The sequence below is a fragment of the Aeromicrobium erythreum genome (genome assembly GCF_001509405.1).
Lineage (GTDB): Bacteria > Actinomycetota > Actinomycetes > Propionibacteriales > Nocardioidaceae > Aeromicrobium > Aeromicrobium erythreum.
Window position 1 is genome coordinate 767,738 of the sequence record NZ_CP011502.1, and the last position, 26,881, is coordinate 794,618.

The 26,881-nt window shown below is 73.1% G+C and carries 24 protein-coding genes; 14 read left to right on the top strand and 10 right to left on the bottom strand.

The window, feature by feature from the left end:
* Positions 1-173: 173 nt before the first annotated feature.
* The 4 genes from Aeryth_RS03750 (at position 174) to Aeryth_RS03765 (ending at position 5,702) form a co-directional block, all read left to right on the top strand.
* A complete protein-coding gene (locus Aeryth_RS03750; RefSeq protein WP_236749810.1) occupies positions 174-1,688 on the top strand; it encodes a DEAD/DEAH box helicase in 1,515 nt (504 codons plus the stop codon).
* 60 nt (positions 1,689-1,748) lie between these two features.
* Positions 1,749-2,966, top strand: coding sequence for an Nramp family divalent metal transporter (locus Aeryth_RS03755; protein WP_067854820.1), 1,218 nt, complete (start codon positions 1,749-1,751; stop codon positions 2,964-2,966).
* A gap of 760 nt (positions 2,967-3,726) precedes the next feature.
* Positions 3,727-4,806: an alpha/beta hydrolase gene (locus Aeryth_RS03760; RefSeq protein ID WP_067854821.1), complete on the top strand. Its 1,080-nt coding sequence runs from the start codon at positions 3,727-3,729 to the stop codon at positions 4,804-4,806.
* 41 nt (positions 4,807-4,847) lie between these two features.
* Entirely contained in the window at positions 4,848-5,702 is an 855-nt protein-coding gene (locus Aeryth_RS03765; protein ID WP_470207143.1) for an Fpg/Nei family DNA glycosylase, read from the top strand.
* 44 nt (positions 5,703-5,746) lie between these two features.
* Here Aeryth_RS03765 and Aeryth_RS03770 read toward each other — a convergent pair whose 3' ends face one another.
* The 4 genes from Aeryth_RS03770 to eat are packed head-to-tail and all read right to left on the bottom strand — an operon-like array spanning position 5,747 to position 10,240.
* Entirely contained in the window at positions 5,747-6,586 is an 840-nt protein-coding gene (locus Aeryth_RS03770; protein ID WP_067854825.1) for an EamA family transporter, read from the bottom strand.
* A gap of 29 nt (positions 6,587-6,615) precedes the next feature.
* A complete protein-coding gene (gene eutC / locus Aeryth_RS03775) occupies positions 6,616-7,407 on the bottom strand; it encodes an ethanolamine ammonia-lyase subunit EutC (RefSeq protein ID WP_067854827.1) in 792 nt (263 codons plus the stop codon).
* The gene (locus Aeryth_RS03780) at positions 7,404-8,813 is read right to left on the bottom strand and encodes an ethanolamine ammonia-lyase subunit EutB (protein WP_083516233.1); all 1,410 of its coding nucleotides are present in this window, start codon (positions 8,811-8,813) and stop codon (positions 7,404-7,406) included. Before Aeryth_RS03780 ends, eutC begins: the two co-directional genes overlap by 4 nt.
* Entirely contained in the window at positions 8,810-10,240 is a 1,431-nt protein-coding gene (gene eat / locus Aeryth_RS03785) for an ethanolamine permease (RefSeq protein WP_067854829.1), read from the bottom strand. Before eat ends, Aeryth_RS03780 begins: the two co-directional genes overlap by 4 nt.
* A 125-nt stretch (positions 10,241-10,365) precedes the next feature.
* Here eat and Aeryth_RS17270 point away from each other — a divergent pair, with 125 nt between their 5' ends.
* On the top strand, positions 10,366-11,007 hold the full coding sequence (locus Aeryth_RS17270) for a hypothetical protein (RefSeq protein ID WP_083516234.1): 642 nt from the start codon (positions 10,366-10,368) through the stop codon (positions 11,005-11,007).
* Positions 11,008-11,034: 27 nt separating this feature from the next.
* Entirely contained in the window at positions 11,035-12,060 is a 1,026-nt protein-coding gene (locus Aeryth_RS03790; RefSeq protein WP_083516235.1) for a glycerophosphodiester phosphodiesterase family protein, read from the top strand.
* 3 nt (positions 12,061-12,063) lie between these two features.
* Here Aeryth_RS03790 and Aeryth_RS03795 read toward each other — a convergent pair whose 3' ends face one another.
* Positions 12,064-12,360 carry a hypothetical protein gene (locus Aeryth_RS03795; RefSeq protein WP_067854833.1) on the bottom strand — a complete coding sequence of 99 codons (297 nt, stop codon included), beginning with the start codon at positions 12,358-12,360 and terminating at the stop codon, positions 12,064-12,066.
* A 41-nt stretch (positions 12,361-12,401) separates the two neighbouring features.
* A complete protein-coding gene (locus tag Aeryth_RS03800) occupies positions 12,402-13,694 on the bottom strand; it encodes a PspC domain-containing protein (RefSeq protein WP_067854836.1) in 1,293 nt (430 codons plus the stop codon).
* Between the two features lie 134 nt (positions 13,695-13,828).
* On the opposite strand from Aeryth_RS03800, the gene Aeryth_RS03805 reads away from it, so the two are divergent.
* Both Aeryth_RS03805 and Aeryth_RS03810 read left to right on the top strand, forming a co-directional pair.
* The gene (locus Aeryth_RS03805) at positions 13,829-15,079 is read left to right on the top strand and encodes an ATP-binding protein (RefSeq protein WP_067854839.1); all 1,251 of its coding nucleotides are present in this window, start codon (positions 13,829-13,831) and stop codon (positions 15,077-15,079) included.
* Positions 15,076-15,723, top strand: coding sequence for a response regulator (locus tag Aeryth_RS03810; protein WP_067854841.1), 648 nt, complete (start codon positions 15,076-15,078; stop codon positions 15,721-15,723). The genes Aeryth_RS03805 and Aeryth_RS03810 overlap by 4 nt, the downstream gene beginning before the upstream one ends.
* A gap of 9 nt (positions 15,724-15,732) precedes the next feature.
* Here the strand turns inward: Aeryth_RS03810 and Aeryth_RS03815 are convergent, their stop codons facing one another.
* The gene (locus Aeryth_RS03815; RefSeq protein WP_144433652.1) at positions 15,733-16,149 is read right to left on the bottom strand and encodes a hypothetical protein; all 417 of its coding nucleotides are present in this window, start codon (positions 16,147-16,149) and stop codon (positions 15,733-15,735) included.
* 78 nt (positions 16,150-16,227) lie between these two features.
* On the opposite strand from Aeryth_RS03815, the gene Aeryth_RS03820 reads away from it, so the two are divergent.
* The gene (locus Aeryth_RS03820; protein WP_067854845.1) at positions 16,228-17,946 is read left to right on the top strand and encodes a cation:proton antiporter; all 1,719 of its coding nucleotides are present in this window, start codon (positions 16,228-16,230) and stop codon (positions 17,944-17,946) included.
* A 59-nt stretch (positions 17,947-18,005) separates the two neighbouring features.
* Positions 18,006-19,439, top strand: a complete 1,434-nt coding sequence (gene zwf, locus Aeryth_RS03825) for a glucose-6-phosphate dehydrogenase (RefSeq protein WP_067854847.1) — start codon at positions 18,006-18,008, stop codon at positions 19,437-19,439.
* A gap of 663 nt (positions 19,440-20,102) precedes the next feature.
* On the opposite strand, the gene Aeryth_RS03830 is transcribed toward zwf, so the two are convergent.
* Together Aeryth_RS03830 and Aeryth_RS03835 are read right to left on the bottom strand one after the other, a co-directional pair.
* The gene (locus Aeryth_RS03830) at positions 20,103-20,546 is read right to left on the bottom strand and encodes a GNAT family N-acetyltransferase (protein WP_144433653.1); all 444 of its coding nucleotides are present in this window, start codon (positions 20,544-20,546) and stop codon (positions 20,103-20,105) included.
* The gene (locus tag Aeryth_RS03835; protein WP_067854858.1) at positions 20,543-20,899 is read right to left on the bottom strand and encodes a GntR family transcriptional regulator; all 357 of its coding nucleotides are present in this window, start codon (positions 20,897-20,899) and stop codon (positions 20,543-20,545) included. Before Aeryth_RS03835 ends, Aeryth_RS03830 begins: the two co-directional genes overlap by 4 nt.
* Before the next feature lie 145 nt (positions 20,900-21,044).
* Between Aeryth_RS03835 and Aeryth_RS03840 the strand changes: the two genes are divergently transcribed.
* Both Aeryth_RS03840 and pcrA read left to right on the top strand, forming a co-directional pair.
* The gene (locus tag Aeryth_RS03840) at positions 21,045-21,848 is read left to right on the top strand and encodes a hypothetical protein (RefSeq protein WP_144433654.1); all 804 of its coding nucleotides are present in this window, start codon (positions 21,045-21,047) and stop codon (positions 21,846-21,848) included.
* A 65-nt stretch (positions 21,849-21,913) separates the two neighbouring features.
* A complete protein-coding gene (pcrA, locus tag Aeryth_RS03845) occupies positions 21,914-24,301 on the top strand; it encodes a DNA helicase PcrA (RefSeq protein ID WP_083516236.1) in 2,388 nt (795 codons plus the stop codon).
* Positions 24,302-24,361: 60 nt separating this feature from the next.
* Here pcrA and Aeryth_RS03850 read toward each other — a convergent pair whose 3' ends face one another.
* On the bottom strand, positions 24,362-25,141 hold the full coding sequence (locus Aeryth_RS03850; RefSeq protein WP_067854863.1) for a M23 family metallopeptidase: 780 nt from the start codon (positions 25,139-25,141) through the stop codon (positions 24,362-24,364).
* Between the two features lie 163 nt (positions 25,142-25,304).
* Between Aeryth_RS03850 and Aeryth_RS17820 the strand changes: the two genes are divergently transcribed.
* Both Aeryth_RS17820 and sucC read left to right on the top strand, forming a co-directional pair.
* A complete protein-coding gene (locus Aeryth_RS17820; RefSeq protein ID WP_067854865.1) occupies positions 25,305-25,571 on the top strand; it encodes a hypothetical protein in 267 nt (88 codons plus the stop codon).
* Between the two features lie 143 nt (positions 25,572-25,714).
* Positions 25,715-26,881 carry an ADP-forming succinate--CoA ligase subunit beta gene (gene sucC / locus Aeryth_RS03860; protein WP_067854868.1) on the top strand — a complete coding sequence of 389 codons (1,167 nt, stop codon included), beginning with the start codon at positions 25,715-25,717 and terminating at the stop codon, positions 26,879-26,881.

Below are 26,881 nucleotides of genomic sequence, written 5' to 3' on the forward strand. Positions count from 1 at the left end.
GGGACGCACGCAGCGACGATGCGGGGTTCGGGGTGGTCGACTGCTAGGCTGGAGCTTCCATGGGAGCCCCGGATCATCTTCGGTAGGGCCTCCCCCTCCCGCCCGAGCAGGCCGCGTCGCCTCGTCACGAGAGCGCCGCAGAGCGGCCCGGGCCCACGATGTCTGAGAGCTCTGTGAACCAGCCTGCCGGCGGCCGTGTGCTGCCCACCCCTTCCTCCTCCCACCCCACCTCCTCGTCCGCGGATGCCGCGTCGGGCGGTCCGCGCGCGTCGGGCTTCGCCGACCTCGGCCTGCCGAAGACGCTCGTCAAGGCCCTCGCCCGTGAGGGCATCGTCGAGCCGACCCCGATCCAGCAGGCCGTGCTGCCGTCGGCGCTCGCCGGCCGCAACGTGCTGGGCCGCGCCCGCACCGGCTCGGGCAAGACGCTGTCGTTCGGCCTGCCCGTGCTCGACCAGCTCGCCGGCGGGACCCGTCGTCCCAAGGCGCCGCGCGGGCTCATCCTCGTGCCCACGCGTGAGCTCGCCACGCAGGTCCAGCGTGCGCTCGCGCCGCTCGCGGCCCCGTTGCACCTGCGCATCATGACGGTGCTCGGCGGCACCCCGATCAACAAGCAGATCCACCAGCTGCGCGACGGCGTCGACCTCGTCGTCGCCACGCCCGGTCGGCTCGCCGACCTCGTCGACCGCCGTGCCTGCACACTCCAGCACGTCGAGATCACCGTCCTCGACGAGGCCGACCACCTCTGCGACCTCGGCTTCTTCAAGCCGGTCGACGCGCTCGTCGCGATGACGCCCTCGACCAGCCAGCGGCTGCTGCTCTCGGCGACGCTCGACGGCGACGTCGACCGCCTCGTGCGGCGTCACCTGCCCCAGCACGACCTCCACGAGATCGAGTCGGCGCAGGAGCCGGAGTCGCGCATGGAGCACCACGTGCTCGTGACGCCCCGCACCGAGAAGCTGGCCACGGCCTCGCGGCTCCTGGCCCACAACCCGCGCACCATCGTGTTCGCCCGCACCCGCCGGGGCGCCACGCGCCTGGCGCGTCAGCTCACCACCGCCGGCATCGAGGCGGTCGACCTGCACGGCGACCTCAACCAGGCCAAGCGCGAGCGGAACCTGGCGGCCTTCAGCAAGGGTGCGGCCGACGTCATCGTCGCGACCGACATCGCGGCGCGCGGCATCCACGTCGACGACGTCAAGCTCGTCGTCCACTACGACGCGCCCGCCGAGCACAAGGCCTACACCCACCGCTCGGGACGCACCGCCCGCGCGGGCGAGGCGGGCACCGTCGTCACGATGACGACGCGCGAGGACCTGCGCGACGTCATGGCGCTGCAGGCCAAGGCCGGCGTCACCGCCCGCCAGCACGACGCGGCGACGGCGCCGTCGCCGCTCACCCCGGAGGCCCTGGCGGCCAGCGGCACGCTCCCCGAGCCGGGCTCGGCCGGTGGACGCGGCGGTCAGCGCTCCGGCGGCGGTCAGCGCTCCGGCGGTGGCCAGCGGTCGGGCGGTCAGCGCTCGGGTGCCGGCCAGCGGTCCGGTGCCGGTCAGCGCTCGGGCGGTCAGCGTTCGGGCGGCGGCCAGGGTCGCGGCACCGGCGGCGGCCAGGGTCGCCCCGCTGGTCAGGGCGGCAACCGCAACCGCAACCGTCGTCGTAGCGGGGGAGGCCAGGCGCGTCCCGTCGCCTGACCCCAGCACCGGACCTCCTCGTCCGAGCGGCCCGAGCGGCCTCGCAGCTAGGCTGCGGGGATGCTCGGGCCGACGTCGTTGCGCCGCCGCGCCGTCCTCCTCGGTCCGGCCTTCGTCGCCGCCGTGGCCTACGTCGACCCGGGCAACGTCGCCACGAACGTGACAGCGGGCGCGCGGTTCGGCTACGCACTGGTGTGGGTGGTCGTGCTGGCCAACGTGATGGCCGTGCTCGTCCAGTACCTGTCGGCGAAGCTCGGCCTCGTGACGCGCACGTCGCTGGCGTCGCACCTGGGCGGCCGGCTGCGCCGCGGACCGAGGGTCGCGTTCTGGCTGCAGGCGGAGGCCGTCGCCGTGGCCACCGACCTCGCGGAGGTCGTCGGCGGCGCGATCGCGTTGTCGCTGCTGTTCGACCTTCCCCTCGTCCTCGGGGCCGTCGTGACCGCGGCCGTGTCGCTGCTGGTGCTGCGCATCGGCGACGTCCGCGGCCAGAGCGCCCTCGAGCGCACCATCCTGGGCTTCCTGGCGCTGATCGCCGTCGGCTTCGTGGCCGGGCTGGTGGTGAACCCACCGGCCGCGGGCGACGTGGCTGGCGGCCTCGTGCCGACGTTCGACGGGGCGGAGAGCGTGCTGCTCGCGTCGGGCATCATCGGGGCGACCGTGATGCCGCACGTCATCTACCTGCACTCGGGCCTGACGTCGGGACGGCTCGGTGGCCGAGGTCGCGGCACGTCGGTGCGCGACCTGCTCGGCGCCACCCGCACCGACGTGGTGCTCGCGCTGGCGCTGGCCGGCTTGCTGAACCTCTCGCTCCTGCTCGTGGCCGCCGCCGGGCTGCAGGGCCTCCCGGGCACCGACACGTTGACCGGTGTGCACGCGCTCGTGACGTCCGAGCTCGGCGCGGGCGTGGCGCTGCTCTTCGCGGTGGCGCTGCTCGGGTCGGGGCTGGCCTCGACGGCCGTGGGAGCGGCCGCCGGCGCCGAGGTGATGCACGGCCTGCTAGGCGTCCGCGTCCCGCTGCTGCTGCGCCGCGTGGTCACCGTCGTGCCGGCCCTCGTCGTCCTCGCGCTCGGGGTCGAGCCGAGCCGCGCCCTCGTCGTCTCGCAGGTGGTGCTGTCGCTCGGCATCCCGTTCGCGCTCGTCCCGCTCGTCCGCCTCACCGCCAGCCGCGCGGTGATGGGCGAGCACGTGAACCGCCCCGCCACCACCGCCGCCGCCTGCGTCGTCGCCGCCGTCGTCATCGCACTGAACGTGTCGCTGCTGGTGCTGACGTTCGGGTGAGGTGGGCGGGGCTCGTCCTGCTGCTGGGCTTCTCTGGGGGGGGTCTGGGGTTGGTGGTGCGCTGACTGCGGTGGTCGTGACCTTGCTGGTGCGCTGCCGCAGGGGGTCTGGGCGTAGGGCTGCGCTGCCTCGGCGTTCGCTGAGGTTGGTCTCCGAAAGGGCCTCGACCGGGCGGCTGGCGGCCACGCTGGTCTGGGGTCTCGGGCTGTGGGTTGGTTCTGGGGTGGACGCAAGCTTCTGCGTTCGTGTGCGGGAGGGCAAGGATTCTGCGTTGCCTACGGGATCCCGTCGCGAACGCAGAAGCGTTCGGCTTCGAACGCACGAATGCAGAGTCGTGAGTGCTCTTTGCGTTGGGGGGACGCAAGATTCTGCGTTCGCGTGGAACGGTCCACGCAAAGGCAGAATCCTTCCAGCGCGACGCCTGCCATCGGTGGATCTGCAACCGTAGAAGCGCTCCTGCGGTTGCAGATCCACCGATAGGACGCGCGAACGCAGAACGGTGGGCCAAGAACGCAGAAACGAAGAACCTTGGGTCGAGGGCAGGCTCAGACCGGACCCCGAGACCCGGAACCGGCCCCAGACCCGCTGCCGGTCGAGGCCCTTTCGGAGACCACCTCCAGCGAAGGCCGCGGCAGCGCACCAGCAAGCACAAGCCGTCTGCGGCAGCGCGCCAGCAAGCACAGACTCCCTGCGACGACGCAGCACCCCTCAGCCCCGCCAGCCCGGCGGGGGGAGGGCGCGTCTGGCATCATCCGGAACCATGCCCCTCCCGCTCGTCCCGCGACCGCACGTCCCGCACGACCTGGGCGCTGCGGTGGGGAACCTGCGCGACGTGGTGCAGGGGCGGCGGATCGCCGACCTGCGGACGACGCCGCGCACGCTGGTCAAGGTCACCGAGCACGCGAGCCTGTTCCGGTACGACCCGTACCCGGGCACGGAGCAGCACGGCGACCCGCTGCTGCTCGTGCCGCCGCTCGCCGCGCCTGCGCTCGCGTTCGACCTGCGGCGCGGGTGCAGCGTGGTCGAGTACTTCGTGCAGCAGGGACGGCCGGTGTACCTCGTCGACTACGGGCCGGTGAGCTTCGAGCACCGCGACCTCGGCATCGAGCACTGGACCGGGCGGGTGATCCCGCAGGCCGTCCGGCACGTGCACGACGACGCGGGGGAGCGGCCCGTGCACCTGGCCGGCTGGTCGCTGGGTGGGATCTTCACGATCTTCACCGCCGCGTCCGACCCGACGCTGCCGCTCGCGTCGGCGACGGCCGTGGCGTCGCCGTTCGACCTGACGCAGGTGCCGCTGATCGCGATCACCCGCCCGGTCAACGCCGTGGCGAGCGGCCTGGTGAGCGCCGCCTACCGCACCCTCGGCGGCGTCCCCGCGCCGCTCACCCGGCTCGGGTTCCAGATCTCGGCGCTCGACAAGTACCTCACCAAGCCGTTGGCGATCCTCGCGCACGCCGACGACCGCGACTTCCTCGCGCAGCTGGAGGCCGTCGACCGCTTCACCGACAACATGTACGCCTACCCGGGCCGCACGTTCGGGCAGCTGTACCACGTCGTCGTGCGCAGCAACGCGCTCGCGACGGGGGTGGTGGAGCTGGGCGGACGCGAGCTGCGGCTCGCCGACATCGACGTGCCCGTGCTGGTGGTGGCCGGGCTCGACGACACCCTCGCGCCGGTGGGTGCGGTCAGCCACCTCGTCGACCTGCTGACGGGTGCACCGGACGTCCAGCTCGTCCAGGCTCCCGGCGGCCACCTCGGGGTGCTCACCGGCCGCGCGGCCCGCCGCACCACCTGGCCGGCCATGGAGGGCTTCTACGCCCGCCACGACACGCCCTGACGTCCGCAGGCGTCTCGGACTACGCTCGTGACGTGCCCGAGATGCCGGAGGTCGACGCGCTTGCCGCGTTCCTGCGCGAGCGTGCCGTCGGTGCCGTCGTGGCCGACGTCGAGCTGGCGTCGTTCGCGGTGCTCAAGACCTACGACCCGCCGGTGTCGTCGTTGGCGGGCCTGCAGGTCACCGACGTGCGGCGGCACGGGAAGTTCCTCGACCTCGACGTCGACGGTCTGCACCTCGTCGTGCACCTCGCGAAGGCCGGGTGGCTGCGCTGGTCGGACCAGCTCACCGACAAGCGGCTGAAGATGGGCAACGGCCCGCTCGCCGCGCGGGTCCGGCTCGACCACGGCGACGGCCCGCACGTCGGGTTCGACCTCACGGAGGCCGGGACGCGCAAGGGCCTGGCCGTCTACGTCGTGCGCGACCCGCAGGACGTCGAGGGGATCGCCGCCCTCGGCCCGGACCCCATGGTCGACGGCTTCACCGTGGCGCCGCTGCTCGAGGGTCGACGCATGCAGGTCAAGCGGTTCCTGCGCGACCAGAAGATCGTCGCCGGCATCGGCAACGCCTACAGCGACGAGATCCTGCACGCGGCCCGACTGTCGCCGTTCGCGCTCGCGTCCGAGCTCGACGCCGAGCAGGTCGAGCGGCTCGACGTGGCGATCCGCACCGTGCTGGGCGAGGCGATGGCCGAGGCGCACGGCAAGCCCGCGTCGGAGCTGAAGGACGGCAAGCGCTCGCGGATGCGGGTGCACGGCCGCGCGGGCGAGGCGTGCCCCGTCTGCGGCGACACGGTCGCCGAGGTGGTCTTCGCCGACTCCTCCCTGCAGTACTGCCCGACGTGCCAGACGGGCGGGAAGCCGCTGAAGGACCGCTCGACGAGCAAGTTCCTCAAGTAGCCCGCTCGACGGCTGCTCGGCCCAGTGCCATCAGCCCAGTGTCATCAACCCAGTGCCACGAGCGTCACGGCCGACGCGGCGAGCGCGAGCCCGACGCCCTGCCATGCCTGGATGCGCTCCTTGAGCACGAGCGTCGCGAGCAGGACGGTTGTCGCGGGGTAGAGGGAGGAGATCACCGACACGACCGACAGCAGGCCCTCGCGCGTCGCCAGCAGGAACGCGGTCGTCGCGGTGGCTCCGAGCGGCCCCATGAGCACGGCGCGCCAGGCGAGCCGGTCGCGCGGCACCCACGCCTCGCGCAGCGCCAGGGCCAGCAGCACGACGACGACGGCGGCGGCACCCTGCGCGACGGCCAGCGGCCACAGGCCCGCGTCGTCGCGCACCTGGCCGAGGGCGACGAACAGCACGCCGAACCCGAGCCCTGCCAGCACGCCGTCGACCACGCCGCCGCGGTGCGCGGCCTGCGCTGCGGCGTCCTCCTCGACGACGCGCGACACGAGCGCGATCGCCGGGAACGCGACGACGATCCCCGCGAGGGCCAGCGCGCTCGGCCGGTCGCCGGTGACGAGCCCGACGGCCACGGGCAGCAGCGCGCAGACGACCGCCGACAGCGGTGCGACGACGCTCATCCGCCCGCCGGCGAGCCCGCGGTAGAGGAACGCGGCACCGACGCCCGACCCGGCCCCGCCGACGACGCCCCACACCCAGTCGGCCCCGACCGGGTCGCCGGCGATGAAGAGCGCCACGGCGACGGTGCAGACCGTCGACGACGTCTGCCCGACCACGGCCGTCTGCCACGGTCCGGAGCGCTTGGAGAAGAGCCCGCCGAGGAAGTCGGAGACCCCGTACGACAGGGCGGAGAGCAGGGAGAGGAGGACGGCCACGCGTGCACCCTAGTGGGACGGGACGGACCTCACGGTCCGGTGTCCAGGGCCTCGGCCGTGGCGTCGTCGAGGGCCGAGGAGTCCTTGAGCGCGACGCCGGAGCGGCCCAGACGCCGGGAGCCGTCGACGAGCGCGGCAGCCACCCGCGCCGCCGCCGCGTAGCCCAGACCGTCGGGCGGGTGGATGTTGGAGATGCAGTTCCGCTCGGCGTCGGTGCGCCCGGGGCGAGGGTCGTGCGTCAGGTAGACCCCGAGGCTGTCGGCGACCGACAGGCCCGGGCGCTCGCCGATGACGACGAGCAGCGTCTGCACGCCCAGCGCGGCGCCGACGTGGTCGCCCAGCGCCACCCGTGCCTGGGTGGCGACCACCGGGGCGGCGACGCGCAACCCCGTGCCGAGCGCGTCGACGAGGGCCGTCACGAGCGCGACGCCGTGCTCGGCGACCGCCCGCGGCGACAGGCCGTCGGCCAGCACGACGGCGACGTCGGCGTCGCCGCTCGCGTCGAGGCCGTCGAGCGACGCGGGGCGCCGCCCGAGGTCGGGACGTCGGAGGTACTCGCCGCGACCCTCGGCCAGGCTGCGCACCCGTAGCGTGGCACCGAGACCGAGTGCATCGAGGCCAGGGACGAGCGCGTCGACGTCGAGCGGCTCGTGCACGGCGTCACGAGCAGCGGCGTGCGCCGCCCGGAACTCCAGCTCGCGCCGCGTCGGCAAGGAGCTGCCGGCCCGCCCCAGCCCGATCCGCGCCTGCGTGGTGCGGCGCAGGCCCGACCACGGGTCGCTCGCCGCGACGTCGGGCGTGCGGGCGTCGCCGCCGCTCACGCCCCGCTCGCGATCGACAGCAGGGGCGAGGCGTCGAGGTCGACGGGCAGCACACGACCCTGCGGGTCGGCCATGCCGAGACCGGCGAGCCACGCCTCGAACTCCGGTGCCGGCCTGAGCCCGAGGACCTGCCGCACGTAGAGCGCGTCGTGGAAGGACAGGCTCTGGTAGCCGAGCATCACGTCGTCGGCGCCGGGCACGGCGATGACGAACGCCGCGCCGGCCACGCCGAGCAGCGTCAGCAGCGTGTCCATGTCGTCGGAGTCGGCCTCGGCGTGGTTGGTGTAGCAGACGTCGACCCCCATGGGCAGGCCGAGCAGCTTGCCGCAGAAGTGGTCCTCGAGGCCGGCCCGCACGATCTGCTTCCCGTCGTAGAGGTACTCCGGCCCGATGAAGCCGACCACCGTGTTGACGAGCAGCGGGTCGAGAGCGCGGGCAAGTCCGTAGGCCCTGGTCTCGAGCGTCTGCTGGTCGACCGGACGACCACCCGTGCCGAGGTGGGCGCCGGCCGAGAGGGCCGAACCCTGCCCCGTCTCGAGGTACATCACCTGGTCGCCGACAGTGCCGCGTCCGAGGGAGCGACCCGCCTCGTTGGCCTCCAGCAACAGGCGCACGTCGACCCCGAACGACGCGTTGGCGCCCTCGGTGCCCGCCACCGACTGGAACACCAGGTCGACGGGCGCGCCCTGCTCGATCAGGTCGACCGTCGTCGTCACGTGCGAGAGCACGCACGACTGCATCGGGATGTCGAAGCGCTGGCGCAGGTCGTCGAGGAGGTGCAGCAGCCGCGCCGTCGCCTGCGGTGAGTCCGTGGCCGGGTTGATGCCGATCACGGCGTCGCCGGAGCCCATGAGCAGACCGTCGAGGGTCGCCGCCGCGATGCCGGCCGGGTCGTCGGTGGGGTGGTTGGGCTGCAGTCGGGTCGCGATGCGTCCGGGCAGGCCGATCGTCGTCCGGAAGGCCGACGTGACGCGCGCGGCCTGCGCGACCAGCACGAGGTCCTGGTTGCGCATCAGCTTCGAGACGGCCGCCACCATCTCCGGCGTGAGCCCCGGGGCGACCGCCGTGAGCGTCGCGGCCGCATCGGGACGCGTCGCCGTCGCCAGCAGCCAGTCGCGGAACCCGCCCACGGTCAGGTGGGCCACCGGCGCGAAGGCCTCGGCGTCGTGGGTGTCGACGATGAGCCGGGTCACCTCGTCGCTCTCGTACGGCACCACCTGCTCCTGCAGGAACGTGGTGAGCGGCTCGTCGGCGAGGGCCCACGCGGCCGCCGCGCGCTCGGCGTCGGACTCGGCCGCGCAGCCGGCCAGCTGGTCGCCCGAGCGGACCGGCGTGGCCTTCGCCATCAGGTCGACGAGCCCGTCGAACGTGTAGGTCCGACCGGCGAGGGTGTGCCGCCGGATCACCCGAGGTCCTCCTCCGCGCGGGCCAGCGCGGCGAACTCCTCGTCGGGGGAGGCGGCCACCAGGTGGTGACGGCTGTAGAGGCCGAACCACGCCATGAAGGCGAGGAAGACGCCCACGCACCACAGCGCCGCGGTGCTGTCGACGAGGAAGGTCGCCACGACGGAGAGCGCCGCGACCATGAGCGCGAAGCCGGTCGTGAGGACGCCGCCCGGGGTCCGGTAGGGCCGGGGCATGTCGGGCTCGCGCACGCGGAGCACGACGTGGCTGACCATCATCAGCACGTAGCTGAGGGCCGCCCCGAACACCGCCATGTTGAGCAGCAGCGCGCCCTCGCCGGTCAGCGACAGGCCGAAGCCGATGACACCCGGCACCACGAGCGCGAGCGTCGGCGTCTTGCGTCGGTTGGTCACCGAGAGCGACGTGGGCAGGTAGCCCGCGCGGGAGAGGGCGAAGAGCTGACGGGAGTAGGCGTAGATGATGGAGAAGAAGCTGGCCACGAGCCCCGCCAGGCCGATGTAGTTCACGACCGTGGCGGCGGCGCCCCCGCCGAGGGCCTCCACCAGCGGGTTGCCCGACGACGCCATCGCCTCGGCGCCGCCGGCGCCCGGGACGAGGACGAGCACCAGCACGCACGTGAACAGCAGCACCGCCATCGCCGCGATGATGCCGCGCGGCACGTTCCGCTCGGCGTCGGCCGTCTCCTCGGCGGCCAGCGGCACGCCCTCGACCGCGAGGAAGAACCAGATCGCGAACGGGATCGCCGACCAGATGCCGAGGTAGCCGAAGGGGAGGAGCTCGGAGGCGCCGGCCGCGCCGGTCGGCGCGATGTCGGTCAGGCGCGAGACGTCGAAGTCGCCCAGGGCGGCGACGGCGAAGACCACGAGGCCGACGAGCGCGACCGAGGTGATGACGAACATGACCTTGAGCGCCTCGCCGACCCCTGCCAGGTGGATGCCGATGAACAGGGCGTAGACGGCCAGGTAGACCCACCAGCCGTCGGTGATGCCGAAGAGTCCGAGCGACTCGACGTAGGCGCCGATGAAGGTGGCGATCGCCGCCGGGGCGATGGCGTACTCGATGAGGATGGCGGTCCCGGTGGCGAACCCGCCCCACGGGCCGAGGGCGCGTCGGGCGAACGTGTAGCCGCCGCCCGCCGCGGGCAGCGACGACGACAGCTCGGCCATGCCGAGCACGAGGGCCAGGTACATGGCCGCGACGACCACGGTCGCGATGGCGAGGCCGCCGAACCCGCCCTCGGCGAGCCCGAAGTTCCACCCGGAGTAGTCGCCCGACACGACGTAGCTGACGCCCAGCCCGGCGAGCAGGACCCAGCCTGCCGTGCCGCGTTGGAGCTGGCGCTTCTCGAGGTACTCCTGGGCGCTCGCGCCGGAGCCTGACGTCACCGGTGTCTCGTGCTGCTGTGTCATGGGTGCTCCCTCGTCCCGCGCCGCGTCGTGCGACCGGAGCACGACGCTAGTGAGGCCGTGTTGCCCGGATGTTGCCGCGCGCTTACGGGCGAGGCCCAGGTGGGACCGACGTCTAGGCTGGGGGCATGGCGACGCAGGAGGGACCCCGACGACGCAGCTGGCGCGACCGCACCAACCGCGCCGTGCACGGCGCGACCGCGCGGGTCGACGGCCAGACGGAGGACGCGGCGCGGCGGGCCGTGACCGTCATCGTCCCGACCGTCCGGCTCCTGCGTGTCCCCTCGCTCGTGCTCGCCGTCGCACCCCTGCCCTTCCTCGTCGCCACGGTCGTCCTCGGGCTGGCCGCCGGCGGCACCACGGGCACGATGCTCGCCGTCGTCGCGCTGGTGGTGGCCCTGGCTCCGGCTGCGTTCGCGGTCCGGCGTCTGCGCCTGCTGCGCGCGGTGGAGGAGCCGGAGCAGCTGGCCACCGAGCTCGGCATCGCGGTGAGCCTGTCCGACAGGGTCGAGGAGGCCCGCGGAGCGCTCACCAGCATCGCCGGGGGCGGCGGGCTCCGCTTCGTCTCACGGCTCAAGGGCGTGTGGTCCGGCGTGGGCATGACCGGCCGCTGGATCGACGGCGTCGACGACCTGCCTCGTGCCCGCTGGTTCGTGCCGCCGAAGATCGGCACGACGGTCTCGATCACGATCGCGACGCTGTGGTCGGTGCCGATCTCGGCGCTGCTCGCGTTCTTCACCGCGGTCGCCGCCATCGCCGGGTCGCTCTGAGCCCCGGCCCGCTGGAGCCTTGAGCCGATGAGCGGTCCAGCCCCCTGGCCACCCGTCCCCACGGTCATCGGGCACCGCGGCGTGCCCGGCCACCGGCTCGAGCACACGCGCGGGTCGTACCTGCTCGCGATCGAGCAGGGCGCCGACTACCTCGAGCCCGACGTCGTGGCCACCCGCGACGGTCACCTGGTCGTGCGGCACGAGAACGAGATCGGCCACACCACCGACGTCGCCGACCACCCGGAGCTCGCCGACCGGCGCACCACCAAGCGGGTCGACGGCGTGTGGACGAGCGGCTGGTTCACCGAGGACCTCACGCTCGCCGAGGTCAAGACGCTCCGGGTCCGCGAGCGTCTTCCGCAGCTGCGGCCCCAGAACCTCGCCCTCGCCGGCACCGAGGAGGTGCTCACCCTCGAGGAGGTGGTCGACATCGCGCGGCAGGCGCCCCGCCGGGTCGGGGTGTACGTGGAGACCAAGCACCCGAGCTACTTCCGCGAGCGCGGGCTCGACCTCGACGACCTGCTGCTCGACGTGCTGGAGAGGGCCGACCTCAACCGCGCCGACGCCGACGTGCCGGTCGTCGTCCAGTCGATGGAGACCGGGAACCTGCGCGGTCTGCGCCCACGCACGCCGCTGACGCTCGTGCAGCTCATGGACCGCAAGGGCGCACCCTGGGACCTCGAGTCCACCGGCGACCCGCGCAGCTACGCCGACCTGACGACCGGCGCGGCGTTGGCCGAGCTGGCCGAGCACGTCGACGGGATCGGCCCCAACAAGACCCTCGTGATCGCCCGGCGGACGGGCCACTGGCTCGACGGTGAGACCGGGCTCGTGGCCCGCGCCCACGCGGCCGGGCTGCTCGTGCACGTGTGGACGATGCGCGACGAGAACAACTTCCTGCCCGCGGACTTCCGCACCAGCACCGACCGTGCCGCCGCCGGCGACGCCGCGGCGGAGTACCGGGCGTTCTTCGACGCCGGGGTCGACGGGGTCTTCTCCGACTACGCCGCCACGGCCGTCGCGGCACGCCAGGCGTGGCTGGCGGGCCACTAGGTCTCAGAGGTCGTCCGGGACCGGCTCCTGGACCGGGTGGCGGCCTCGTCGTGCGCGACGTCCCACGACGATCGTGGCCAGCAGCCCGAGACCGCCGAGCACGATCAGGACGACGGCCACCAACCGGCCCAGCTCGACGCCCTGGAGGTAGCCCTGGTCGTCGGCCAGCCACGAGCCGGCCGCCGCGAGGAACAGCAGCCCGAAGAACGTGTTGAACGGGTGGACGCGGCGGCGAGGGGAGCTGGTGGTCGTCGCGCTCGTCGCGCTCGTCGGGTCGAGGTCGGGCTCGGGGGCGCTCATGGTGCTCCTGTCGTGGGTCGTCGTACCGTGGGCGGGGCTGTTCATCGCGCGTCCACCACCACGCGGCCGAGGGACTGGTCGACGACGATGGTGAGGGCGTCGGGGTGGGAGCCGCCGGACGGTCCGACCCGCTGGCCGACGCCGCTGCGTCGAGTGTCGAGGATCTCGAGGTCCCCGGCGTCGACCGAGGCCCGGGCCACCACCGGGGTGCCCTCGGGCACCCAGACGGACGTCTCGCCGATCCCGGCCCGCACGCGGATCGTGCGCCCCACGAGGTCGTCGGGGTCGGAGACCGCGTCGAGGTCGAGCTCGAACCGGCCGACGCCGTGCTCGTAGTCGCTCTGGACCTGGGCCGCCGAGGTGGGACGCACCACCTGCTCGCCGACCCGCAGGGTGGGCAGCACCGATGCGAGCGCGAGCAGCGGGAGGAGGGCCACGCCGAGGACGACGAGCGGTCCGCCGCCGCGCGTGAAGGTGCTCAGCACGAGCACCGCGCCGAGCGTCGTGAGCGCGAGCGCCACGTACGCGGGCCAGTCCGGGGCGACGGTGAGGCGCAGGACGGCGAGGGCGATCGCCGTGAGCGAGAGGCCCAGCAGCGTCGGGACCCAGCTGTAGGGCTCACGTGGGCGGCGGGGCGGCTCGGGCCGGACCTGGCGGCGCGGCTCGGTCGGCGGGGTCGGGGGCGACGTCGGGCCGAGGTCGAGACGAGCGGTCCCCGCAGGGTCACCCGGCCACTCGGCCGTCGAGGACGCGGCGCCGGGGGAGGAGACCGGTGCCGGTGGCGGCCCGTCGGGGCCGAGGGTGTCGTGGGTGTCGTCGGCGGCACCGCGGCGCACGAGCCAGACGACGAAGGCGACCGGCACGCCCACCACGACGAGCAGCCAGAACGGACCGCTGCTGCCGAGCCCCCAGCCGCCGTCGCCGACCACGGCCAGCAGCGCCAGGACGGCCGCGACGACCAGACCGAGGTCGCGCACCTGGGCCTCGGCCGACCCGAGCGAGAACCAGTGGCCCACGAGGCTGCGCGGCTCGTCGTCGGACGGGAGCAGCAGCCAGCCGGCGAGGTAGAGGATCAGGCCGGCGAGACCCACGAAGCAGAGCACGACGGCGAGCACGCGCACCAGGACGGGGTCGACGTCGAGGCGGCGGGCCACCCCGCCGCACACCCCGGCGACCAGACGTTCGTCGCTGGAGCGACGCACGGACGACACGGACTGCAGGCTGCGGCGCAACCGTGCGTCGGTGTCGTGGTCGGGACCGGTGCGGGCGTCGGTGCCGGAACCGGAGTCGACGTCGGGGCCGGTGGGTCCGCTGGACGGTGGTGTGGTGCTCATGGACCCATCGTCGGTCGGAGGCCGCGCCCACCACCATCGGGCGAGACCCTGGTCCGACCCTGGTGCGCGGACCCGGGTGGAGCGAGGGTGTCACCTGGTGGCGGCGGCTCACGCGCGCGTGTGACGATGCCGAGGTGAGCCAGACCGTCGCGCCGTCGCGCCCCGCCCGCCGAGCGTTCCGCCCGGCCGACCGGCGCGTCGTCGGCGGGGTCGCCGCGGGCGTGGCCGAGCACCTCGACGTGCCGGTGCTGTGGGTGCGGGTCGGGTTCGTCGTGACCACCTGGCTGAACGGGGCCGGGGTGGTCGCCTACCTGCTGCTCTGGAGGTTCCTGCCGCTGCGCCGGCCCGAGCTGTCGCCCGGCCTGGAGTCGGCCACCCGACGTGGGCTGCGTCCCGTCGGCCGTCCCGGACCGGTCGAGGTGCTGCAGACGGTGGCCGTCGTCGCCGTGGGTGCCGGGGTGCTGCTGCTCGTGCACGGCGGTGGTCCCTTCGGCCTGTCGCCCGTGCTGCCGCTGCTCGTCGTGGTGGTCGGCGTGGCCGTCGTGTGGCGGCAGATCGACGACGCGTCGTGGCAGTCGTGGTTCACGCGCACCACCGGTGCTGGGTTCGTGCTGCGCGTCGCTGCCGGCCTCGCCCTGGTCGGCTTCGGCGTCCTCTACCTCATCACGCAGGAGCGGGGCCTGTCCGGCGTCGGCGACGTCGGCGTCGCGCTGCTCGTCGCCGTCCTCGGCTTCCTGCTGCTGCTCGGCCCGTGGATCGTCTCGCTCGTCACCGACCTCGGCAGCGAGCGTCGCGAGCGGATCCGCTCGCAGGAGCGTGCCGACGTCGCCGCCCACCTGCACGACTCGGTGCTGCAGACCCTCGCGCTCCTGCAGAAGAACGCGTCCGACCCGGCCGCGGTCGCGACCCTCGCCCGGCGCCAGGAGCGCGAGCTGCGGTCGTGGCTGTACGGCGAGGAGGAGCTGCCCGGCGACTCGTGGGCGGCGGCGCTGCGCGACGTGCGGGCCGACGTCGAGGAGACGCACCGGATCGCCGTCGAGCTGGTCGTCGTCGGCGACGTGCCGCTCGACGCCGGCCTGGTCGCGGTGGTCCGCGCCGCGCGGGAGGCGGTCGTCAACGCGGCCAAGCACGCCGGCGTCGACCGGGTCGACGTGTACGCCGAGGTCGGGCGGGGCGTGGTCGAGGTCTACGTCCGCGACCGCGGGACGGGCTTCGACCCCGACGCGATCGCCGACGACCGGATGGGCGTGCGCGGCTCGATCATCGGTCGCGTCGAGAACCACGGCGGGACCGCCCGCGTGCGCAGCGGCCCCGACGGCACCGAGGTCGCGCTCACCATGCCCCTGTCCCCCCCGCCCGCCGCCGGCCCCGAGGAGCCCCGATGAGTCCCCTGCACGTCCTGGTGGTCGACGACCACGCCATGTTCCGCACGGGCGTGCGCGCCGAGCTCCAGAAGGACCCGGGCGTCGTCGTGGTGGGCGAGGCCGAGGACGTCGACACGGCCGTGCCCGCCGTGCTGGCCGCGCGTCCCGACGTGGTGCTGCTCGACGTGCACATGCCGGGCGGCGGCGGGGCCGAGGTGATCCGCCGCGTGCTGCCGCAGGCGCCCGAGGTGCGCTTCCTGGCCCTGTCGGTCAGCGACGCCGCGGAGGACGTCATCGGCGTCATCCGCGCCGGCGCCCGCGGGTACGTGACCAAGACGATCTCCGGCGCCGAGCTCGTCGACGCCCTGCACCGGGTGGCGTCCGGCGACGCCGTGTTCAGCCCACGGCTCGCCGGCTTCGTGCTCGACGCGTTCGCCGGCACCATCGAGGTCGCGCAGGTCGACGAGGACCTCGACCGCCTCACCGAGCGCGAGCGTGAGGTGATGCGCCTGATCGCCCGCGGCTACGCCTACAAGGAGGTCGCGAAGGAGCTGTTCATCTCCGTCAAGACCGTCGAGACCCACGTGTCGAGCGTGCTGCGCAAGCTGCAGCTCTCGAGCCGGCACGAGCTCACGAAGTGGGCGAGCGACCGACGACTGATCTGAGGGACGGCGTCACGGAACGATGTCGGCCGCGTCCCCCGCGTTCACGGTCACGGCGACGGACCAGCGAACTCCGTCGGGGGCGTCCACGCGAACGGGGAGGGCGCCTGCAGGGTAGGGCTCGGTCGCCTCGTCCAGGCTCTGGCTGATCGATCCGTCCCGCGAGGTGTTGGGGCACGGTTGTCCAGCCGTGCCGAGCGGTGTCGTGACCGTCAGCTCTTGGTCGCCGCTGTCGCCCGTGCAGGCCAGCTGCACGCTGACGACGCGCACCGGCTCGTTGGTCCTGGCGGTCTCGCTGACCGAGCCCGTGCCGTCGAAGCGCTGCCACACGCGCTCGCCGATCGGGGGGAAGGAGCGCGGCGGCTCGGGGTCCTGCGCGCAGGCTCCGAGCAGGAGGCCGACCACGAGCAGCACAGTGAGGCGACGCATGGTCGGATCGTAGGCCCACACCGCGGGTCCGGTCCTGGGAACCGTGCGCCATGGGTCGCCGGTGTCACGATGGTCCGCATGGACCTCCTGCTCCTCGCCGTCGCCGGTGTCCTCGTCATCGTCACGGTCACGTCGGTCGCGGGGCGGATCGGGGTCGCGGCGCCGCTGCTGCTCGTCGTCGCGGGCGTCGGCATCTCCTTCCTGCCCGGCATGCCGCGCATCGAGGTGCCCCCCGAGGCGATCCTCGCGGGCGTGCTGCCGCCGCTGCTGTACGCGGCGTCGGTGAACATGCCGGCCATGGACTTCCGGCGCGACTTCAAGGCCATCAGCGGCCTGTCGGTGGTGCTGGTCCTGGTGTCCGCGCTGTCGCTGGGCTGGCTGCTGCCGCGGCTCATCCCCGGCATCGGGTTCGCCGAGGCGTTCGCGCTGGGTGCGATCGTCAGCCCGACCGACGCCGTCGCGACGTCGATCGTCCGCCGGACGGGGGTCGCGCCCCGGCTCGTCACCGTGCTCGACGGCGAGAGCCTGCTCAACGACGCGACCGCGCTCGTGCTGCTGCGCACCGCCGTGGCCGCCACCGGCGCCTCGGTGTCGTTCTGGCACGTGGGCCTCGACTTCGTGCAGGCCGTCGGCGTGGCCGTCGTCGTCGGAGTGCTCGTGGCGGTCGTCAGCCTGTTCGTCCGTTCGCTCGTCGAGGACGCCACCGTCGCCACCTCCATCTCGTTCGTGGTGCCGTTCCTCGCGTACGCGCCGTCGGAGCACCTGGGCGGGTCGGGCCTGGTCGCCGTGGTGGTCGCCGGGCTCGTGATCGGGTCGCGCTCGCTCGTGGAGCTGCGCGCCGACGACCGCATCGCCGAGGCCGTGAACTGGCGCACCATCGCGTTCCTCCTCGAGGGCGCGGTCTTCCTGGTGATGGGCCTGGAGCTGCGTCCGCTCCTCGCCGACTTCGACGACTCGGGGCAGCCGTGGAGCCGGCTCGCGGTCGTGACCGTCGCGACGCTCGCCGTGCTGTGGGTCGGACGCGCCCTCTGGGTGGCCCTGCTGCTGCTCGAGCTGCGCCGGGGACGCCGCGCGGTGCAACGGCACGCACCACGCCTGGCCTCGTTCCGGGAGTACCTCGCCTCCGAGCAGGCCCAGACCCTGTCGCGGCGACGTCGCGAACGGGCCCTGCAGCTCGTCCGGCGTCGCGAGGCCGACGTCAGCTTCTACACCGAGCAGCCGCTCGGAGCCCGCGACGGCGTCGTGCTCGTGTGGGCGGGCATGCGCGGCGTCATCACGCTCGCGGCGGCGCAGACCCTCCCGCCCGACACCGCCCAGCGCAGCCTGCTGGTGCTCGCCGCGTTCTGCGTCGCGGGAGTGTCGCTGCTGCTCCAGGGCGGGACGTTGGCCTGGGTGGTGCGCGGTCTCGGTGCGGAGTCCGACCGGACCCCGCAGCGTCGGGCCCAGCTGCGCGCGCTCCTCGAGGCGATGGGCGAGGTCGCCGACGCCCGCTGCACCGAGGCGGCCGAGGAGGGGCTCGACGGCCGCGCGCTTGACCCGCTGGCCGTCGAGCAGGTCCGTCGCCGCCGCACCCCCGCCGCGGAGTGGGAGTGGGCGGGGGAGGACGGCGAGGACCGCGAGCGTCGGATCCGCGACTTCGTCCGCCTGCGGCGGGCCGTGCTGGAGGAGCAGCGCGAGGCGCTCCTCGACCTGCGGTCCGAGGGACGCTTCGACTCCCAGGTGCTCGACACCGTGCTCGGCCGTCTCGACGTCACCGAGTACGCCGCGACCCGACGCGGTCCGCAGCCCCCGCGCTGAGCGTCGCAGGAGGTCGCGGAGTTCACCCGGGCGCAACGCGACGGGTCTAGCCTCGGCCCATGAGCGACCCGCACCTGATCGTGCTCTTCGGCGCGACGGGGGACCTGGCCCGCCGCAAGCTGCTGCCCGGCATCCTGCACCTGCTGCGCTCGAGGCTGGCAGCGGACTCGCGGATCGTCGCCGTCTCGATGGACGACCTCGACGACGACGGCTTCCGTCGCTTCGCCCAGGACGCCTGCCGCGAGTTCGGACGGCCGGTGCCCGAGGAGGAGTGGGACGACTTCGCGCCCAAGCTGCACTACGTGAACGTCGCCGACGGGCCCGCGCGGCTCGCGGAGGTCGCGGGCCGGCTGGAGGAGGAGCTGGGTGGTGCCCCGCGCCGGCTTCACTACCTGAGCGTGCCGCCGAGGGCCGCGGTCGACGTCGTCCGCACCCTCGACGAGGCGGGCCTGGTCGAGCGGTCGCGGATCATCATGGAGAAGCCGTTCGGCACCGACCTCGAGAGCGCCCGAGCCCTGAACGCCCGCATCCACGAGGTGTTCGACGAGGACCAGATCTTCCGCATCGACCACTTCCTCGGCAAGGAGGCCGCGCTCAACATCCTGGCGTTCCGGTTCGCGAACGGGCTGTTCGAGCCGATCTGGAACCGCACCTTCATCGACCACGTGCAGATCGACGTGCCGGAGACGCTGTCGGTGTCGGGGCGGGCCGGGTTCTACGAGGGCACGGGCGCGTTCAAGGACATGGTGGTGACCCACCTGTTCCAGATCCTCGCGTTCATGGCGATGGAGCCGCCCACGTCGCTGGACTCCAGCTCGATCAGCGAGGAGAAGAACAAGGTCTTCCGCTCGATGCTGCCGCTGCGCCCCTCCGACGTCGTGCGAGGCCAGTACCAGGGGTACCGCGAGGAGGAGGGCGTCTCCCACGACTCCGAGACGGAGACGTTCGTGGCGCTGCGCGCGCAGATCGACAACTGGCGCTGGGCGGGCGTGCCGTTCTACCTGCGCACCGGGAAGCAGATGGCCCAGGGCGCGCGGATCATCTCCATCGCCTTCCGCGAGCCGCCGAAGTCGATGTTCCCGGCCGGGTCGGGCGTCGGGCTGTCGGGCCCGGACCACCTCACCTTCGACCTCGCCGACTCCTCCCGCCTGTCGCTGTCGTTCTACGGCAAGCGCCCCGGCCCCGGCCTGCGGCTGGACAAGCTGTCGATGCAGTTCGCGATGCAGGACACCGCACGGGCGGGGGAGGTGCTGGAGGCCTACGAGCGGCTCATCCTCGACGCGATGAAGGGGGAGCGGACGCTGTTCACCACCGCGGAGGGCATCGAGCGGCTCTGGGAGGTCTCCCAGCCCCTCCTCGACGACCCACCGCCCGTCCGCCCCTACCCCGTCGGCACGTGGGGTCCCAACGCCGTGCACCAGCTCATCGCCCCCCGCGCGTGGCGCCTGCCCTTCGAGCGCACCTGGCGCGACCCGAACGAGTCGGGGCAGTAGGGGAGAGTTCGGGCTGGTCCCGCTGGTGCGCTGGCTGCGGTCGTCGCGACCTTGCTGGTGCGCTGCCGTAGGGGGCCTCGACCTGCTGGTGCGCCGCCGCAGGAGGTCTCGACCCGCTGGTGCGCTACCTCAGCGTTCGCTGGGGGTGGTCTCCGAAAGGGCCTCGACCGGGCGGCTGGCATCCGCGCTGGTCTGGGGTCTCGGGCTGCGGGTTGGTGCCGGGGTGGACGCACGAATGCAGAATCTTGGGTGCCCTTTGCGTTGGGGGGACGCAAGATTCTGCCTTTGCGCGGACCGTTCCACACAAAGGCAGCATCCTTCTGACGCTCAGCCCTCTATCGGTGGATCATCAACCGCAGAGGCGCTCCTGCGGTTGCAGATCCACCGATAGGACGCGCCAACGCAGAACCCTGGCCCGAGAACGCAGAAACGAAGAATCGTGCGCCACCCGAGAGCCCAGACCAGACCCCGAGACCCCAGACCACCTCCAGGCCCGCTGCCGGTCGAGGCCCTTTCGGAGCCCACCCCCAGCGAAGGCCGAGGCAGCGCACCGGCAAGCACAGACCTCCTGCGGCGGCGCACCACCGAGCCCAGACCCCCTGCGGCAGCGCACCAGCAAGGTCACGACCCCCGCAGCCACCGCACCAGCAAGGTCACGCAGGCTCAGGACAGCTCGCGCACCAGGTGCACGACGGGGAAGGGGCGGCCGAAGGCGTCGGTGGTGTGGGTGCGCAGGGTGCGGAAGCCGTGTGACGTGTAGAAGCCGAGGCCGTGCGCGTTGCCGGCGTACACCTCGACGCTGGTGGGGGCGACGTGGTCGAGCAGGAGGGTGCCGATGCCCGTGCCGTGCACCTCGGGCTCGACGTACAGCAGCTCCAGGTGGGTGCCCCGGCACCCGGCGAGGCCGAGGGGGCGGCCGGCGCGCTCGGCGACCCAGACGTCCATCGACGGCAGCAGCGCGTCGCGCAGGTAGGGGTGGGCGTCGGTGAAGTCGTGGTCGGCCATGAAGCCGTGGCTCGTCCGAGCCGCCCGCTCCCAGAGGTCGGTCAGCTCGTCGAGGTCCCGTTCGCGGGCGAGCCTGATGGTCACGTCGGCCAGGTCGCTCACGCGCCCCACACCTCCTCGACCAGGCGGACCACCTGGTCGCGCGAGAGGCCGGCGCGCCGTGCGTCCGCGACCACCTGCTCGACCGCCGCGCGGGTGGCGCCGTCGAGGGCGACCGGTGCCGTCACGAACGTGCCGCGCCGACCTTGCGTCTCCACGACCCCGTCGGCCTCCAGCTCGCGGTAGGCCCGGGCGACGGTGTTGACGGCCAGACCCAGGTCGGCGGCGAGCGCGCGCACGGTCGGCAGCCGGTGCCCCGGCGGCAGCGAGCCGTCGGCGGCGGCTGCGGCCACCTGCCGCCGCACCTGCTCGAACGGCGGTTCGGTGGCGTCGGGGTCGATCTCGAGCGCGATCACGTCGGCATCCTGCCACGCGCACCCGCACCCGACATCGCCCCGACGAGGTCCCCGACGGCGTCCCGTGGCACGGGCATGCGGGTGACGTGCAACTGGTTGTGACAGTTTCGGCCCGCCGCCGCGCCGCGACCCCTACGCTCACGCCATGACCAGGACCGCGTTGCTCGCCCGTCCCGCCGTCGCGCTCGCCGCGGTCCTGCTCGCCGGGTGCGGCGCGGAGACCGACGCGGAGGACGAGCGCTCCGCCGCTCCCTCCGCCCCGCCCCAGGCCGAGCAGGCCCAGGCTGTGCTCGACGCTGCCGTCCGGAAGCAGCTGGCGCTCAACGAGGGCGCGTTCGCGGTGCGGGTGCTCGACGGGGAGCCCAAGGCCAACGAAGGGGTGGTCACGGCGGTCCTCTGGGACCGGTCGCTGGGCGTGGCCGCTGCGACGTTCACGACAGAGGCCGACGGTCCCACGCAGGTGCGGGTCGTGGACGACGCCGTGTGGACCACGGTGCTCTCCGAGGGCGGGAGAGTCAGTGGCTGCTGGAGCCGGACCGACGCGGCGGGCACGTTCGCGGCACGTCCCGGCTCGGACGAGGTCGACCCCGGGTGGCCGCTCGCCGACCTGTTCGAGGCGTCCAAGGCCACCGAGCTCAGCAACGACGACGGCCAGGTCGTCACCGTGCAGGTGCCGGCTCGCGTGGCTGTGGCACTCGTGCTCGGCGCGGTCCGACCGATCGAGCTCGAGGGCGAGCGGGCCGACGAGCCGGTCGAGGCGCGGGTCGCGATCTACAGCGGCCGCCTGGACCACGTCGAGATCGACCCCGAGGTCCTCGGCGACACGGGGGACGCAGCCGTGGACCGACTGGCACGATCGGCCGCGGAGGACGGGCTCGACTTCCGGATCGAGATCAACCCGACGGCGGAGAACCTGCGGGTAGCCGCACCCCAGCCCGCCTGTCGGTAGACGCACAGCAGGACGTCGTCGCCGCGCGCGGCGCTGTCGGGCCCGCCGACTAGGCTGGACCGGTCATGACGTCGCCCTTTCCCGTGCCCGCCGGTGCCCGCCCCTCGTCGTCCTCGGACGACTCCGACCCGAGCCCGGTGGCAGCGGCCCGCACCCGCCGCGCCGCCCGCTCCGAGACGCTCCTGGAGGGGCTGAACGACGCCCAACGGGCCGCGGTCTCCCACGAGCCGGGGCCGGTGCTGGTGGTCGCGGGAGCCGGGTCGGGCAAGACGCGGGTGCTCACGCGGCGCATCGCCTGGCTGATCTCCGCCCGCGGCGCCCACCCGGGCTCGATCCTGGCGATCACCTTCACCAACAAGGCGGCCGCCGAGATGCGCGAGCGTGTCGCCGAGCTCGTCGGCGGCCCGTCGCGTGCCATGTGGGTGAGCACGTTCCACTCCTCGTGCGTGCGCATCCTGAGGCGCGAGGCCAACCGGTTCGGCTACACCTCGACGTTCAGCATCTACGACGCCGCCGACTCCCGACGTCTCATGACCCTGGTCTGCAAGGACATGGGGTTGGACCCCAAGCAGGTCAACCCGCGCGCCGTGCTGCACTGGGTCTCGAACCTCAAGAACGAGCTCGTCGACCACGAGTCGGCCGGCGGTCGCGCCACCAACGGCACCGAGGAGCTCTACGCCGAGGCCTACCGGCTCTACCAGCAGCGACTCCGGGCGGCCAACGCCATGGACTTCGACGACCTCATCATGCAGACCGTCCACCTGTTCCAGGCCTTCCCCGAGGTGCGCGAGACGTACCGGCGTCGGTTCCGGCACGTGCTCGTCGACGAGTACCAGGACACCAACCACGCCCAGTACGCGCTCGTGCGGGAGCTCTGCGACCCCGAGACCGACCCCGACCTCGACCTCATGGTCGTCGGCGACTCCGACCAGTCCATCTACGCCTTCCGCGGCGCGAACATCCGCAACATCCTGGAGTTCGAGCAGGACTACCCCGCCGCGTCCACCGTCCTGCTGGAGCAGAACTACCGCTCGACGCAGACCATCCTCAACGCCGCCAACGCGGTCATCAGCCGCAACGAGGGCCGCAAGGACAAGAAGCTGTGGTCGGCGGCCGGCGACGGCGAGCGGGTCGTCGGCTACGTCGGCGACGACGAGCGCGACGAGGCGCAGTTCATCGCCGACGAGGTCGACCGGCTCACCGACGCCGGCGACGCGAAGCCGTCCGACGTCGCCATCTTCTACCGCACCAACGCCCAGTCCCGGGTGTTCGAGGAGGTCTTCATCCGCGTGGGGCTGCCCTACCGGGTGGTCGGCGGTGTGCGCTTCTACGAGCGCAAGGAGATCAAGGACGCCCTCGCCTACGTCCGGGCGCTGGTCAACCCGCGCGACGCCGTGTCGCTGCGGCGCATCGTCAACGAGCCGAAGCGTGGCATCGGCGACGGCGCGCAGGCCGCCGTCGAGCGGTTCGCCGCACGCGAGCAGATCTCCTTCTGGGACGCCCTCCAGCGCGCCGAGGAGACCGGCGACCTCGCCCCCCGCTCCCTCAAGGCCGTGCAGGCCTTCGCCGCCACGATGGCCGAGCTCCGCGAGCTCGCGCTCTCGGGCGAGCCCGCCGACGTCGTGCTCGAGGCCGCCCTCACCCGCAGCGGCTACCTCTCCGCGCTCGAGGACAGCAAGGACCCGCAGGACGAGACCCGCGTGGAGAACCTCGCCGAGCTCGTCGCCGTCGCGCGCGAGTACGTCGTCAACGCGTCCACCGTCTCCGACGAGGAGAGCGGCCGCGAGGAGGCCGACCTGACGAGCGGCTCCCTCGAGGCGTTCCTCGAGCAGGTCGCGCTCGTCGCCGACGCCGACTCGATCCCCGACGAGGGCGACGGCATGGTCACGCTGATGACGCTGCACACCGCCAAGGGGCTGGAGTTCCCCGTCGTCTTCCTCACCGGGCTCGAGGACGGCGTGTTCCCCCACCTGCGCGCGCTCGGCGACGCGACCGAGCTGCAGGAGGAGCGACGCCTCGCCTACGTCGGCATCACCCGCGCCCGCGAACGGCTCTACGTCACCCGGGCGATGAGCCGTGCGGCCTGGGGTGCGCCGTCGTACAACCCGGCGTCGCGGTTCCTCGACGAGATCCCCGCCCACCTGCTCGACTGGCGCCGGGAGGGACAGTCGCCGACGGCGTGGACCCGCGCACCCTCCATCGGCGGTGGTGGCTCCTCCAGCGGCGGCGGTCGCGGTCAGGCGTTCACGGCCAAGGCGGCCGCGGCACGCTCGCAGCGCAAGCGCGCGGTGCCGTCGCTGACCCCGGGCGACCGGGTCACGCACGACAGCTTCGGCCTCGGCACCGTCGTCGCGCTCGACGGCCAGGGCGACAACGCGGTCGCCAGCGTCGACTTCGGCTCGCAGGGCGTCAAGCGCCTGCTGCTGCGCTACGCCCCGGTCGAGAAGCTGTAGCCGCCACGACGCACGACGCCCCCGGCCGCTGGCCGGGGGCGTCGTCAGGTCGGGGTGGGGCTACGGCGTGACGCCGTGCTCGCGCAGCGCGATCTCGGGGTCGATCGGCTCGCCGCCACCGGGGCGCACCTCGAGGTGGAGGTGGGGGCCGGTCACGTTGCCGGTCGAGCCGGTGTAGCCGATCGTCTGACCGGCGCGCACGCGCTCACCGGGGGTGGCGACGATGCGGCTCTGGTGGCAGTACCAGATCTCGGTGCCGTCGTCGAGGGTGACGACGGTGCGGTTGCCGTAGGCGCCCGCGTAGCTCGTGTCGGTCACCGTACCGGCCGCGACCGAGACGATCGTCGAGCCCGACGGGCCCGCGAAGTCCAGGCCGGTGTGCACACGGGCCCACAGCGAGCTGGACTGGCCGAACCGCGCGGTCAGCGCGTAGCCGGTGACCGGCAGCACCCACTGGTTCGACTTGTACTCATCGGCGACGTTCTGCGCCTTGTCGCGCAGCTCGCCGTCGACCTTCAGCTTCTGCGAGGCCTGCTGCTCGGTCTGGCGGGCCAGCGTCGCCTCGTCGATCTCGGGCGTCACGTCGACGCCCTGGGAGCCGGTGTAGCTCGCCGAGATCGTCTGGTAGCCGGAGTCGAGCGAGCCCTGGTCGGCACGCGGGGACAGCGCTGCTGCGCCGATCCCGGCCATCACGAGGGCGACGGCACCCGCGGCAGCCGGCGTGAGACGCAGGCTGGTCTTGCGACGGCGGGGACGGACAGCCGCCCGACGGCCGCCGACGGAGTCGCGCGGCGTCTGCTGCCTGACGTCGAGTCGACGTTTGGGCGCAGGTGATGACACGCAGAGACCTCCAGCGATGCACGGGGCGGGACCTGTCGAGTCTAGAGGACAGGAGGTCATGGTCAAGGAGGAACCTGGAGACCGACGACGCCCTCCCCGTCGTTCCGGGCGTGTCGCGGGGGTGGTTGTGAGGAGGAACACCGCCGTGCGGGACGATCTCGGGATGCCGATCCCACGAGTCGTGGTTGCCGACCTGAGCGGTGCCTCCGAGGAGCTCGCGCTGCGCCACGCCCGAGCGGCGAGCGCGGACGGCGACGAGGTCGTCTACCTCGGCGGCAGCGAGCCCGTCGCGACCGCCTGGGTGGTGCGCGCCGAGGACGCCGGCCGGGTGGTCGTGGTCGCCGGCGACACGGCCGCGCAGGCACTCAGGGCCGCGCTCGCCGACCTCGGGATCGACGACGTCGCGCTCGAGGTGCTGCCGCCGCACTGATTGGCAGGACAGGCGCGTGGCCGCCGTCACCCCTGCCAGGTGTGACGCACCCCGCCGCCCGTTCCCCTCCCACAGAGGCTAGAGTCCCGAGAGGCTCTGACCTACCTCAGAGGACCCTGGACGAACCAAGGACGGTCATCACCGTGGATCTGATGGAATACCAGGCGAAGGAGCTCTTCGCCAAGCACGGCGTCGCGACGACGCTCGGCAAGGTCGTCACGACCGCCGACGAGGCCAAGGCTGCCGCCGAGGAGCTCGGCGGCGTCACCGTGATCAAGGCGCAGGTCAAGGCCGGCGGCCGCGGCAAGGCCGGCGGCGTCAAGATCGCCAAGACCGCCGACGAGGCCTACGAGCACGCGTCGAACATCCTCGGCATGGAGATCAAGGGCCTGACGGTCAACCGCGTGCTCGTCACGCCGGCCACGCCCCCGGTCGAGGAGTACTACTTCTCCTTCCTGCTGGACCGCTCGAACCGCAGCTACCTGTGCATCGCGAGCGTCGAGGGTGGTGTGGAGATCGAGGAGGTCGCCAAGACCAACCCCGAGGCCGTCCGCCAGATCCCGATCGACGCCGGTGCCGGTGTCGACGAGGCCAAGGCCCGCGCGATCGTCGAGGAGGCCAAGTTCCCGGCCGAGCTCGCCGACCAGGCCGTCGCCATGGTCCAGTCGCTCTGGAAGGTCTTCGTCGAGGAGGACGCCACCCTCGTCGAGGTCAACCCGCTCGCCCGTCTCGAGGGCGACAAGCTCGAGGCTCTCGACGGCAAGGTGTCGCTCGACGACAACGCCTCGGAGGTGCGCCACGCCGAGCACGAGGAGTTCGTCATCCACGAGGAGGCGGACCCGCTCGAGGCGAAGGCCAAGGAGAAGGGCCTCAACTACGTCAAGCTCGACGGCGAGGTCGGCATCATCGGCAACGGCGCGGGCCTGGTCATGAGCACCCTCGACGTCGTCGCCTACGCCGGCGAGAAGCACGGCTCGGTCAAGCCGGCCAACTTCCTCGACATCGGTGGCGGCGCCTCGGCGCAGGTCATGGCCGACGGTCTCGACGTCATCCTCGGCGACCCGCAGGTCAAGAGCGTGTTCGTCAACGTCTTCGGCGGCATCACGTCGTGCGACGCCGTGGCGAACGGCATCAAGGGCGCGCTCGAGCTGCTGGGCGACAACGCCACCAAGCCGCTCGTGGTCCGTCTCGACGGCAACAACGTCGACGAGGGTCGCGCCATCCTGAACGAGCTGGACCACCCGCTCGTCACCCAGGTGGACACGATGGACGGAGCGGCCGACAAGGCCGCCGAGCTGGCGAACGGCTGA

What these genes read in the sequence shown, in the direction of transcription:
- Aeryth_RS03755 (WP_067854820.1), top strand. Translation starts at nt 1,749, where the DNA reads ATGCTCGGGCCGACGTCGTTGCGCCGCCGCGCCGTCCTCCTCGGTCCG.
- Aeryth_RS03760 (WP_067854821.1), top strand. Translation starts at nt 3,727, where the DNA reads ATGCCCCTCCCGCTCGTCCCGCGACCGCACGTCCCGCACGACCTGGGC.
- Aeryth_RS03765 (WP_470207143.1), top strand. Translation starts at nt 4,848, where the DNA reads ATGCCGGAGGTCGACGCGCTTGCCGCGTTCCTGCGCGAGCGTGCCGTC.
- eat (WP_067854829.1), bottom strand. Translation starts at nt 10,240, where the DNA reads ATGACACAGCAGCACGAGACACCGGTGACGTCAGGCTCCGGCGCGAGC.
- Aeryth_RS17270 (WP_083516234.1), top strand. Translation starts at nt 10,366, where the DNA reads ATGGCGACGCAGGAGGGACCCCGACGACGCAGCTGGCGCGACCGCACC.
- Aeryth_RS03790 (WP_083516235.1), top strand. Translation starts at nt 11,035, where the DNA reads ATGAGCGGTCCAGCCCCCTGGCCACCCGTCCCCACGGTCATCGGGCAC.
- Aeryth_RS03795 (WP_067854833.1), bottom strand. Translation starts at nt 12,360, where the DNA reads ATGAGCGCCCCCGAGCCCGACCTCGACCCGACGAGCGCGACGAGCGCG.
- Aeryth_RS03800 (WP_067854836.1), bottom strand. Translation starts at nt 13,694, where the DNA reads ATGAGCACCACACCACCGTCCAGCGGACCCACCGGCCCCGACGTCGAC.
- Aeryth_RS03810 (WP_067854841.1), top strand. Translation starts at nt 15,076, where the DNA reads ATGAGTCCCCTGCACGTCCTGGTGGTCGACGACCACGCCATGTTCCGC.
- Aeryth_RS03815 (WP_144433652.1), bottom strand. Translation starts at nt 16,149, where the DNA reads ATGCGTCGCCTCACTGTGCTGCTCGTGGTCGGCCTCCTGCTCGGAGCC.
- Aeryth_RS03820 (WP_067854845.1), top strand. Translation starts at nt 16,228, where the DNA reads ATGGACCTCCTGCTCCTCGCCGTCGCCGGTGTCCTCGTCATCGTCACG.
- zwf (WP_067854847.1), top strand. Translation starts at nt 18,006, where the DNA reads ATGAGCGACCCGCACCTGATCGTGCTCTTCGGCGCGACGGGGGACCTG.
- Aeryth_RS03840 (WP_144433654.1), top strand. Translation starts at nt 21,045, where the DNA reads ATGACCAGGACCGCGTTGCTCGCCCGTCCCGCCGTCGCGCTCGCCGCG.
- pcrA (WP_083516236.1), top strand. Translation starts at nt 21,914, where the DNA reads ATGACGTCGCCCTTTCCCGTGCCCGCCGGTGCCCGCCCCTCGTCGTCC.
- Aeryth_RS17820 (WP_067854865.1), top strand. Translation starts at nt 25,305, where the DNA reads ATGCCGATCCCACGAGTCGTGGTTGCCGACCTGAGCGGTGCCTCCGAG.